General features: G+C 64.1%; 10 protein-coding genes. 4 read left to right on the top strand and 6 right to left on the bottom strand.

The window, feature by feature from the left end; translation table 11 throughout:
- On the bottom strand, window positions 1-600 hold a 600-nt coding region (locus tag B2V17_RS10710), incomplete at its 3' end, for a response regulator transcription factor (RefSeq protein ID WP_292997478.1).
- Between the two features lie 31 nt (window positions 601-631).
- Window positions 632-2,137 (bottom strand): DUF4153 domain-containing protein, encoded by a 1,506-nt coding sequence (locus tag B2V17_RS10705; protein ID WP_292997476.1) that lies wholly within the window; start codon window positions 2,135-2,137, stop codon window positions 632-634.
- Window positions 2,138-2,259: 122 nt separating this feature from the next.
- On the opposite strand from B2V17_RS10705, the gene B2V17_RS10700 reads away from it, so the two are divergent.
- Window positions 2,260-3,045 carry an ATP/GTP-binding protein gene (locus tag B2V17_RS10700; protein WP_292997474.1) on the top strand — a complete coding sequence of 262 codons (786 nt, stop codon included), beginning with the start codon at window positions 2,260-2,262 and terminating at the stop codon, window positions 3,043-3,045.
- Window positions 3,046-3,083: 38 nt separating this feature from the next.
- Here the strand turns inward: B2V17_RS10700 and B2V17_RS10695 are convergent, their stop codons facing one another.
- The 3 genes from B2V17_RS10695 to B2V17_RS10685 are packed head-to-tail and all read right to left on the bottom strand — an operon-like array spanning window position 3,084 to window position 7,714.
- Window positions 3,084-4,238, bottom strand: coding sequence for an NAD(P)/FAD-dependent oxidoreductase (locus B2V17_RS10695; protein WP_292997472.1), 1,155 nt, complete (start codon window positions 4,236-4,238; stop codon window positions 3,084-3,086).
- Entirely contained in the window at window positions 4,235-5,842 is a 1,608-nt protein-coding gene (locus B2V17_RS10690) for an NAD(P)/FAD-dependent oxidoreductase (protein ID WP_292997470.1), read from the bottom strand. Before B2V17_RS10690 ends, B2V17_RS10695 begins: the two co-directional genes overlap by 4 nt.
- A gap of 42 nt (window positions 5,843-5,884) precedes the next feature.
- Window positions 5,885-7,714 carry a winged helix-turn-helix domain-containing protein gene (locus B2V17_RS10685; RefSeq protein WP_292997468.1) on the bottom strand — a complete coding sequence of 610 codons (1,830 nt, stop codon included), beginning with the start codon at window positions 7,712-7,714 and terminating at the stop codon, window positions 5,885-5,887.
- 246 nt (window positions 7,715-7,960) lie between these two features.
- Here B2V17_RS10685 and B2V17_RS10680 point away from each other — a divergent pair, with 246 nt between their 5' ends.
- The 3 genes from B2V17_RS10680 to B2V17_RS10670 all read left to right on the top strand — a co-directional run bounded on the left by B2V17_RS10680 (window position 7,961) and on the right by B2V17_RS10670 (window position 10,146).
- Window positions 7,961-8,722 (top strand): hypothetical protein, encoded by a 762-nt coding sequence (locus B2V17_RS10680; RefSeq protein WP_292997466.1) that lies wholly within the window; start codon window positions 7,961-7,963, stop codon window positions 8,720-8,722.
- Window positions 8,723-9,047: 325 nt separating this feature from the next.
- Window positions 9,048-9,839: a hypothetical protein gene (locus B2V17_RS10675; RefSeq protein WP_292997464.1), complete on the top strand. Its 792-nt coding sequence runs from the start codon at window positions 9,048-9,050 to the stop codon at window positions 9,837-9,839.
- 130 nt (window positions 9,840-9,969) lie between these two features.
- Window positions 9,970-10,146, top strand: a complete 177-nt coding sequence (locus B2V17_RS10670; RefSeq protein WP_292997462.1) for a hypothetical protein — start codon at window positions 9,970-9,972, stop codon at window positions 10,144-10,146.
- A gap of 199 nt (window positions 10,147-10,345) precedes the next feature.
- Here B2V17_RS10670 and B2V17_RS10665 read toward each other — a convergent pair whose 3' ends face one another.
- Complete coding sequence (locus B2V17_RS10665; RefSeq protein WP_292997460.1) at window positions 10,346-11,059, bottom strand: hypothetical protein; 714 nt, start codon at window positions 11,057-11,059, stop codon at window positions 10,346-10,348.
- Window positions 11,060-11,301 lie beyond the last annotated feature (242 nt).

Below are 11,301 nucleotides of genomic sequence, written 5' to 3'. Positions count from 1 at the left end.
GATGTGGCTGTCGATCGTCCGGTCGGTGATCGCAAAGCCCGGTCCGTGGAGCTGATCGATCAGCTGGTCGCGGCTGAGGATCCGGCCCGGAGCCAGGGCGAGCGCCTTGAGGATGTTGAACTCGCTGACCGTCAGCGCGACTTCGGCCCCGCCCCAATGCGCGGTCCAGGCTTCGGGATCGAGCCGCAGCTGGCCTTTGGCGATCACGCCGCGCACCTCTGGCTCAGCCTCACGCGGGGCGGCGCGGCGCAGGATCGCGTTGGCGCGGGCGACCACTTCGCGCGGGGAAAACGGCTTGGTGACGTAGTCATCGGCGCCAAGCTCGATCCCCAGCACCCGGTCGAACTCGTCGTCGCGGCTGGAGAGGAACAGCACCGGCAGATCGCTGCTCGCGCGCAGGCGGCGGCACACCTCCAGCCCGTCCATCCGCGGCATGTTGATATCGAGCACCACCAGATCGGGAGCCTGCCGCGCGACCGCGCCCAGTGCCTCTTCTCCGTCGCCCGCTTCCTCGACCGCGAAGCCGGCCTTGTCGAAGGCAAAGGCCAGCAAGGCTCGAATATGGGGGTCGTCATCGACCAGAAGAACGCGGCGGGTCATGGCGATCATTGTCGCGGTTTCGCGGGGCAGGTCAATCGACATAGCGCAGGCAAAGCTCCTTATAGGGTTGGGCCTGGGTGAAGCGCGGACCGAGCAGCGCCTCGGCGCGTTCAAGCCGGCGGTTGTTGAGCAAGGTCCAGCCGCCATCCTCGCGCTCGGATTCCATCCGTTGCTGGATCTGCCAGCGCAGCACCCCGGCATTTTCGCTGTGTGGGCCCTGCTGCGCTTCCAGTTCAGCCAGCGGGACATAGGCCGAAGCACCAAGTTCGCGCAGGTAGCACCAGTCGAGGCCTGCGCCAGTGCTATCGAACTCGCGGGCATGGGCCAGGTTCCAGCGCGCCGCCACAGTGCCGAGATCGACGAAGCACAGTGCGAACAACAGCGCGGCGGTGGCGGCGAGGTTGGCGTTGATCAGCCAGGCCGCGTTCTTGCCCTTCAGCATCCGGACCAGCACCAGCACCAGCCCCACCGCGACCAGCCCCATCCACAGCAGCGCCGCGATCCGGAATATGGTCAGGTCATAGCTTTCGACATAGTCCCAGGTCCGCATCGCCGCGCTGCCGACCAGGAACAGGTTCTGGCCGATCCAGACCATCACCAGATTGCGGACCAGCGGGTTGCGGGCGGTCTGTGATCCGGGGCGCAGCGCGATCAGCACGAAGGCTGCGGCGAGCAGCGCGGTGACCAGCAGCGGATAGGCGCCGCGGTGGGCATAGTCGGCGAGCGTCATGTCGCCCGGCAGCTTGACCCCGCCCCACAGGAACGCGCTGTCCATCACGTTCTGCATCGCAAACAGCGCGTTGAACAGCACCAGCGAAATCGTGACCGAGGCGAGGCTTACTCCTGGTATATTGGCGTCGCCCCGGCCGTCGAAGGTTCCCAGCAAGTGGCGCGGGGGGCGCGGGCGCAGCACACCCCAGGTGATCAGGCCAAGGAAGGTCCACAGGATCACCCGCAGGATCAGGGTTTCCTCGGGGACGGTGATGTCGAGTGCGGTGAAGAACTGTTCGATCAGCGGATTGGCGGCGGAAAACAGCGCCATGATCAGGGCCGATCCGATCAGCGGCAGGGCCAGCGTCCTGATCCAGTAACGCGCGCCCTTGCCTGATGCGGGGCGGCGGCGTTTGACTCGCGTGATCTTGAAAAAGTCGATCAGCGGACCGACCAGCGACTTCAGACCGTGGACGAACAGCCGCTGAAACCAGCGCCAGCCATCATCGAATGCGGCGGTGCCGGGGAGCATGGTGGCAAGGCCCAGGCTGACCCAGAACAGCAGGAACGGCAGCGGTGCGGCATCCCAGATCATCGCGAAGGCAGCGGTCAGCGCCAGTGCAAGTGCGAACAGCGCGCGCCGGTCACGCTGCACTGCCGGCCGGGTCAGCCCGAGCGCCGCCGCAATTGCCAGTCCAACCAGTCCGAAGGCGCCAAGGTAATCGGTGCGCTGATAGAACAGCCAGTCGCCCAGCGCGATGACCGCCAGTGCCCCTGCCACCTTGAGCGCGAAGGCTCCGTCCCAGCGCTTGCCCAGTCCCTGCATCTGATCCCTCCTGTCGATCGCTGATCGGCCTATCGCGCGGCGAAGTGGAGACCATGATTGCGGGCCATGGGGATTGCTTTGGCTTGCTGTGCAGAGCCGGTGCAGAATGCTAGCGGGTAGGGATGATCGACCCGCGCCTGACTGACGCCGTGCTCGCCCGGATCGCGGCAGCCTCGCCGCAAGGCTTGCTGGTCGTCGGAATATGCGGCGCGCAGGGCTCGGGCAAAACGACGCTGGTTGCCCATCTGGCCGAACGGCTGGAAGCGGCGGGCCGGCGGGTTGCCACGCTGTCGCTTGACGATTTATACCTGACCAAGGCCGAGCGGCTTCAGCTCGCCGAACAAGTCCATTCACTGTTCGCCACGCGCGGGGTGCCAGGGACGCACGATGTCGCGTTGGGGCTGGAAACAATTGCGGCGCTCGAACGCGGTGAGGCGGCGGCCTTGCCCTGGTTCGACAAGGCGCGCGATGACCGTATGCCGGGGGCCGACTGGCCGCGCGCACCGCAGGATACGCAGATCCTGCTGCTTGAAGGCTGGTGTCTGGGTGCCGTGCCGCAGGTGGACCTGTCAGTGCCAGTCAACGCGCTGGAGGTGGAGGAAGACACCGATGCTGTTTGGCGCGGCCATGCCAATGCCGCGCTGGCGGGTGCATATCGGGATCTGTTCGCCCGGATCGATCTGCTGGTCCTGCTCGCCGCGCCGGGCTGGGAGGTGGTGGCGCGGTGGCGCGAACAGCAGGAGGCGGAGCTGCGCGCGCAGGGCGGCCCAGCGGTAATGAGCCCGACCGAGGTGGCGCGCTTCGTCCAGCACTACGAGCGGCTGACCCGGTGGATTCTGGAGGAAATGCCGGACCGGGCCGATCTGACCGTGCGGCTTGGTCCGAACCGCGAAGTGCTCAGCCTATAATGCCTGCGCAGCGGCGCTATAGTGCCTGTGCGGCGGCGTTATAATGCCTGCGCGGCGGCGTGGGCGCTGGCCCAGGCCCACTGGAAATTGTAGCCGCCGAGCCAGCCGGTCACGTCGACCGCCTCGCCGATCGCATAGAGCCCCGGCACCTTGCGCGCTTCCATGGTTTGGGACGAGAGACCCGCGGTGTCGATCCCTCCAGCGGTGACCTCGGCCTTGGCGAAGCCTTCGCTTCCGGTGGGCTGGAATGCCCAGCCGCCGAGCCGGTCCTGCGCCGCGCGCAGGGCCTTGTCCGCGCAATTGCCCAGTTCGCCGGGCAGACCGATCCGCTCGCTGAGGGTCGCCGCCAGCCGGTCAGGCAGCGGCAGCACCTTGCGCAAGCCGGCGCGCGGCTGGTTGCGCTTGGCCGCCAGCAGCCAGTCCGGTTCCGCATCAGGGAGGAAGTCGATCCGCACTTCCTGCCCGCGTTGCCAGTAGGAGCTGATCTGCAGGATCGCCGGACCGCTGAGGCCCCGGTGGGTGAACAGCGCCGCCTCGCGGAACGCGGCCTTGCCGCAGCGGGCGACGACTTCGGCCGAGACGCCCGACAGTTCGGTGAACAGCGCGTCCTCGCCAGCCAGGGTCAGCGGGACCAGGGCCGGGCGCGGCTGAACCACCTTGAGGCCGAAACGCCGGGCGAGATCGTAGGCAAAGCTGGTCGCCCCAAGCTTGGGGATCGACGGTCCGCCGGTGGCGATCACAAGCGCCGGCGCGCTCGCGCCATCGACATGGAACTGCCCGTCGCGGTGCTCCACCTCGCCCGCCGAAACGCTGTAACGCAGCTCGACCCCGCCCTTGGCGCATTCCTCCACCAGCATGGCCACGATCTGCCGGGCCGAGCCATCGCAGAACAATTGCCCCAGGGTCTTTTCGTGCCAGGCGATCCCATAGGCCTCGACCAGGTCCAGAAAATCGCGCGGCGTAAAGCGGCTCAGCGCCGACTTGGCGAAATGCGGATTGGCGCTGAGGAAGCGGTCGGGCGCGGTGTGCAGATTGGTGAAATTGCACCGCCCCCCGCCCGAGATCAGGATCTTGCGGCCCGGCTCGGTGTTGTGATCGATCAGCAGCACGCGCTTGCCGCGCTGTCCGGCTACGGCAGCGCAGAACAGCCCGGCCGCGCCCGCGCCCAGCACGATGGCGTCGTAGTGGCTCAAGCCTTCACCAGATCGAGCGCCAGTGCCTCTGCCACCTTGATCCCGTCGACCGCGGCGGAAAGGATGCCCCCGGCATAGCCCGCGCCTTCGCCGGCCGGATAGAGCCCGCGGGTGTTGATGCTTTGCAGGTCCGCGCCGCGCTTGATCCGGACCGGACTGGACGTGCGGGTTTCGACCCCGGTCATCACCACATCCGGATGATCATAGCCCGGCATCTGCCGCCCGAACACCGGGAGCGCTTCGCGGATCGCGTCGATCACGAAAGGCGGCAGACAGGTGCCCAGATCGGTCAGCTTGACCCCCGGCTTATAGCTCGGCTCGATGCTGCCGAACGCTGTGCCGACCTTTCCGGCCAGGAAATCGCCTACCTTCTGCCCCGGCGCGTGATAGTTCGATCCTCCGGCGGTGAAAGCCCGGGCTTCCAGCCTGCGCTGCAATTCCACTCCCGCCAGCGGCCCGCCGGGGTAATCCCGTTCGGGACTGATATCGACCACCAGGCCCGAGTTGGCGTTGAATTCGGCGCGCGAATACTGGCTCATCCCGTTGGTGACGACCCGCCCTTCTTCGCTGGTCGCGGCGACCACGCGCCCGCCCGGGCACATGCAGAACGAATAGACCGAGCGGCCGTTGGAGGCCTTGTGGGCCAGACTGTAGGCCGCAGGCCCAAGGATCTTGTTGCCGGCACTGGGTCCATAACGGGCCTTGTCGATCCAGCCCTGCGGGTGCTCGATCCGTACCCCGATGGCGAACGGCTTGGCTTCGATATAGACCCCGCGCCGGTGAAGCATCTCGAAGGTGTCGCGGGCCGAATGGCCGACCGCAAGCACGACGTGGCTGGCCGGAAGGAAGGTGCCGTTCGAAAGGTGCAGTCCGGTCAACTGGCCGTCTGCAACTTCGAAGTCCTCTACCCGCGTGCCGAAACGGTATTCCCCGCCCAGTCCCTCGATCGTCTCGCGGATGCTCATCACCATGGTGACGAGGCGGAATGTGCCGACGTGGGGATGGGCCTCGGTCAGGATCTCCTCGGGCGCGCCGGCCTTGACGAACTCGGTCAGCACCTTGCGGGAAAGATGCCGCGGATCCTTGATCCGGCTGTAGAGCTTGCCGTCGGAAAAGGTCCCGGCGCCGCCTTCGCCGAACTGGGCGTTGCTTTCCGGTTTCAGCACTGCGCGGCGCCACAGGCCCCAGGTGTCCTTGGTCCGCTCGCGCACCGCCTTGCCGCGTTCGATGATGATCGGCCGCAGACCCATCTGCGCCAGGATCAGCGCGGCGAGCAAGCCGCACGGCCCCGCCCCGATCACCACCGGGCGCTGGCCGGTCCAGCCCTCGGGCGCCATGACCGGAAACCTGTAGGTGGTGTCTGGCGCGGGCCGGACATGGGGATCGCCGGCGTGGCGGGCGAGCACCGCAGCTTCGTCCTCCACCACGGCATCAAGCGCATAGACCAGTTTGATCGCATGCTTCTTGCGCGCATCGTTACCGCGCCGGGCGATGCTGAAGCGGACCAGATCAGGGCGGCCAATCCCCAGCCGGGCGCACAGCGCGGCCTCCAGCGCCTCGGAGGCATGGTCAAGCGGCAGGGCCAGGTCGGTAACGCGGATCATGTCCGCGCCCCTAGGGCAGAAGGCCCGTTCGGGGAAGGTGCATCAGAGCCAGCGATCGACCGGAACATCGGCGGAGCGCTGGCACTCGGCGCGGAAATCATAGGGTACCTGGTCGACGCAATCGGGCCAGTGCCCGCTTTGCAGCCAATAGCGCACCAGTCCCAGCCTTGCGCAGACTGAAACGAAACGCGGATCGGACCGGAGCACCTGGTAGGCATGAGGGAACAGCAGCAGGGTGCGATAGGCATGGGTGCCCAACACGTCATGCGGACCGCCGCAGGGACCGAACCGGCTGCGTGCCAGCAGATCGAAAGTATCATCGACAAAGCCCAGCTCGGCGGCAACCACCCCGACTTGCGGATCGATGCAGCCGGATGCCTCGGCGCGCTTGGCGATCATATCGAACATGGCGCGGCGATGGCGCGGATCGCTGCTTTTCATCACCCGCGCGAAGGCCACCACGCCGACATGTTCGCGCAGGGGATGGACCGCCAGCCGCACCGGGTCGGTGAGCCGCTCTACCGTCTGCCAGTCCTGCCGGTGGACATAGGCCTGGATCAGCACCGCCACGCTGTGGTGGCTGTCTGGCCATTTGTTGCGAACAAATTCCAGCGTAGCGATGGCGCGGTCATACTGCCCGGCAAACCACAGTGCCTGGCCCAACAGACCCATAGCAAAAGGGTTGAGCGAATCGAGCCGGGCAGCGCGGGCGGCTTCCTCTGCCGCTTCTGCGCTGCGCCCGGCGCATTCGAGGAAATAGGCCCGCGTGGTCAAAAGGTCGACGAAATCGGGATTGATCGCTGCTCCGGTTGCCAGCAGTGCCTCTTGTTCGGCCAGCGCGCCGAACGGCGGCGACAGCACCCAGCGGGCGGCCAGCAGATCGGGGTGCCCGGGATCGAGCTCGTCGCAGCGATTGCGTTCGGCATCGACCTTGCGGCGGAATTCGCCGCGCCGGTCATAGGGGCAATGCATCATCAGTTCGGCGCGGCGATAGGCCAGTGTGGCCCAGCCCGGTCCGAAATCGGGGGCCTTGCGGGTGACCTGCTCAAGGCTTGCAAGGTTGCGTTCCATCGCCTGCGGATTGGACACCCGTTCCTTGGCGCGCAGGTAAAGGTCGTAGATCGCGGGGTCGACGGGAGCGAGCTCGTCGGCGGCAAATTCCAGCTCGAGCGCCTGGGCGATTGCTTCGGCGATCTCGTCCTGCACCGCGAAGATGTCTTCAAGGCTGCGGTCGAACCGCTGCGACCACAGGCTGGTCTGATTGGCGCAGTCGATAAGGTGCGCTGAAACCCGGATCCGTCCGCCCGCGCGCTGGATCGAACCATCGAGCAAGTGGCTGGCTTTGAGACTGGCGGCGGCCTGCGCCTTGTCGCTCCCGCGGAATTGAAAGCTGGAGGTGCGGCCGATCGCGGTCAGGCGCGCGTGGCGGGTGATCCGGGTCAGGATATCTTCCGAAACCCCGTCGCAGAAATAGGCCAGCTCGCTATCGCTGGAAAGGTTGTCGAACGGCAGCACGGCCAGCACGATCTGCCCGGCGGGATGATCCGGCGCGATAATCGGCTCAGCGGCAGACGGGCCCATTTCGAGCCGGTAACCCAAACCCCGGATCGTGGTCAGCCGCGGGGCTTCAGCACCCATCGCCTTGCGCAGTGCGGCGATGTGGACCTGGATCGCGTTCTCCTCGACCACCACGCCGGGCCAGACCGCTTCCATTAGCTCGTCCTTGGTCACCATCTGTCCGCGCGCTTCGGCCAGCGCGGAAAGCAGTGCGAGCGCTTTCGATCCCAGCGGCACACGTTGACCTTGGTCGAGTAGCTGGCGCCCTGACTGGAGAACCAGGCGGCCAATTCTGAACTGCGCAGAATCTCCCATTCATGCCCCCCGGCGCGACCCAGCAGACGGCTAGGGCCTAATGCATAGATGGCAGCCCGTCCATTCAGACTTGGTCGGGCAAGATTCAGGAAACTTCAGGTTCGCGCCAAGGCTTTGCGCCGCGCGAGCGGCCATAGCTGCGCCATGGCACCGGGACTGGCGAATTCGCAGCCTCGGTGCCAGGCGCGGGGCAGGCCAAGCGACCCGACCTGTCCCGCGCCACCTCAACCAAATGGGAGAATTGCTATGCCTTGGATTCTGAGCAGCCTTGATGGCACGGTTTCAATCAACTTCAACGTCGATGGCGATGGCGGCGTCAGCGGCTCGATGGTCAAGAGCGGCGAGAGCTACGGTATCTCCGGGCGCTGGGCCGCTTCCGGCTCGGTGCCGGGCCGCAACTTCTCGGCCTTCGAAGTCTCGGGCCAGGCCCCGAACGTGGATTCGCACTTTATCGCTGCGGCGGGGAACATGTCCGGCCCCGGCGATTGGCCCTTCGCCGTCCAGATCGGTGGCGCGGCCTGTTCGGTGACCGACGGGGTGGTCAATGCCTTCAACCAGACGCTGCTGCCCGTGGCGCTCGATGCCCCCGGTTATGTCAGCCAGGCCTATGGCCAATCGGGCTGCATCATAGTGCTGGATGCATCAACCGATACATTGACCTGCACAGCCTGCTATATCGGCGGACAGTCGGTTTCGACTGCAGGGATTTTGACCGGAACCGGTCCGATCACGATCAACATTCCGGCCGCAGCGCCCGATGGCAGCCCGGTCTGCATCGTCTTCGGCGCCCCCGCCGATCACTTCGCCAACCCGCCGCTCAAGGAAGCGCACCACCAGATTGCCAAGGTACTGTTCGATTCGACCGGTCAGGCCCCGGGCAACACGGTCGGGCTGGTGCTGCAGTACTACAATGGCTGGACCGGCGTGGGCCGCTCGCAGACCCAGGTCATTACTTTCAACCATGGCCGGGATCGGACCCATGCGAGTGTGATGATCCGGCCGGGCTAGGCCCAATCGGCCAGCCGAGCCCGCGCTGCCTTTTGTTCAGGCCAGCGCGGGCTTTCGGCTGCGGGTTTGGAGCCGGGACTGCACTTCCTGACCGGCCCTACGCGATCACTTCAGCTGTGGCCCGACAGACTTCAGGAAAGTTCAGTATTTGGCCAAGGACCGCAGGCCAGTTGTGGCGTAGAGTTCCTCCATGGAATCGGGACTGACGAATTCACCGCTCCGGTTTCACGCGCGGGGCAGACCAGGCAATTCGATCGGCCCGGCGTCCTTCTTGTCCAGCCTTCGTCACTTGAAACCCGGCGAACACGCATATGGGAGACTTCAAATGAGATTGAATTGGAACCTGGAAAGCGTTGATGGCAACATCATCCTTCAGACCAGCGCCGGAAACCTTGGGCCGATGGCAGGCACCCTGACCGTCAACGGGATCGCATTCGAGGTGTCGGGTTACTGGGCAGACGGCAAAGGGGTGCCGGGCCGAAACACCTCGTGTTTCGAAATTTCCGGTCAACACGCCATCGCTCCCAACCTGCCAATTTATCTAGGCGCTGCTGGCAAGATGATCGGCACACAGAATTGGCCGCAAAGCGTTGAGATCACTGGTGGGTACTGTTCGTCGGTTGACGGGACAGTCGTATCTTTTCACACCACCCTGCTGCCGATGATGAGCACCGAAGCATCGGACATCGCCCAGGTCTATGCCGAATCGGGCTGTATCCTGATGATCGATACAGAATCGATTCCGGCAAAGTGCACCGACGGCTTCCTGCTCAAGGGCACGACCATGACCCCGATGAGTGGAGCCGACCTTCAAAAAGTCTGCACAGGAACCGATCCGGTCACGGTCACAATCCCCAAGAGCACACCCGCCAGCAAGCCAGTCAGCGTAGTGATCCTGGGTGAGCCGGGTCATTTCATCAACCCGCCGCTCAAGGAAGCCCACTACCAGATCGTCAAGATCCTTGAGGATGCAAAGGGCTATCAGAACAATGCCAGCTACCAAGGCCTTGTTCTGGAGTACAAAAACGAATCGAACCGCACCGCCACGCAAACCATTGTGTTCAACGAGCGGCCAGATCCGATGACCCACGCTAGCGTTATGATACGCCCGGGTTGATTGAACGATGTCTGGAGGCGGTTCGAATCTGAATTGGAACGTCTCCAAACTTCTTCTCATCCCATACTTGACGCCAAAAGCATTTCATTAATCCATCGTCCGTTCCTGTATCAATAATAGTGGGAGATGGATGATGAAACATAAAATGCTTGCTGCAGTCGCGGCAATTTCGGTGTTCTCCTATGCTGTTCCGGCGCAGGCGGGTCATACCAGTGTTGTGATCAAGCCATCTATTGCTTCGAGCGGTTCGTCGATCGATTCGTCGTTCTGGCTATGGCTCGATGCGATACTTCACCGGCATGGCTGATCCAAAGCAAAACGCTTGAATTGTGAAAAATCCTAATCCCCAAGCCCGACTGTCCTAAGCTTGTCGAAGGATCGTTTTTCTCCAATCGGTTGCGCACGGCGCACGAAGAAAAGAACAATCCTTCGACAGGCTCAGGATGATCGGGTTTTGGGGCGGAGTGGTTCATATCAAACGCACACCGCTCTAAACCTGAAAGACGCTACCGGCAGATTCCTGCGCTGGTACCGACAAGAAATGCCGCGCGTGGCATGCTTTGCCGCTGCTGAATCTGCTCCATCAACCGCAGTCCGGCCGGATCCCTGATCGGACCACCCGTTCTGTAGGCAGAGGTCAAGGTCGCTGCGGCCTTGCGCCAGCCGGCTTCGGCGGTGGTGAAGTCCCCTGACAGCGCGCTCAGGTCGGCGCGCATGATCTGACTTCGCGCGGTTACCAAGCCCAACTTCAGATTGCTTCTGTCGGCGGAAAAAAGCGCGTCGAGCCGGATTGATTCGGACTCAACCGGGGCAAGTGCCCTTCGGCAGGCTTGGCCCGAGGCACGCCGCGCTCGTATTGTATAAGCAAGTAGGCGCGCTTGCCCTAGCATAACTCCATTCCATTTCGGGATCGATCGATCAACGGCGGCCAAACGCTCCGAAAGAGCCAACGCCCGATCCGCCGCAGTTCCAGCCTGCACGAGGTTGCCGCTCTGAAGGGCGGCCTTCGCCAGGATCGTTGCCGCGTTGGCAGCATCTTCCAACAAAATGGGGTCTGCAGGGTCGGTTTGGAATGACTTGGCCGCTCTTGAATCAGCCTCACGCGCAATGCTGAACGCTTTGTCGGTTTCGCCTTGCAGCAGCATGGCTTCAGCCTGCTTGAAGCGACTGACAGTCAAGGTTGAGGTCACTAACTGATCGTCCGGATCATCGGCCAGCATGCGTCGATAGATGTCCTGCTCTTCCGCTCTCAAATTCTGCGCCGCAGCGACATTTCCCAGCCGCTCTTCAGCCTGGGCCGTCCACGACAGGGCAATGGCAAAATCGAACCAGCCGGTGTGCGTACGGTCTGTGAGCCGGATCGACTTGCGCTTGATTGCGATAGCCGTGCTCAGATTGTTCTGTGCCAGCTCAACGTGGTTTTGTTGCAGCTGAATGACACCTAGGCTCAGGACTCATTGCG

The sequence above is a fragment of the Novosphingobium sp. UBA6272 genome (assembly GCF_002440635.1).
Lineage (GTDB): Bacteria > Pseudomonadota > Alphaproteobacteria > Sphingomonadales > Sphingomonadaceae > Novosphingobium.
Note: the sequence above shows the minus strand (reverse complement) of the source record. Positions and strands in the feature narration are given on the sequence as shown.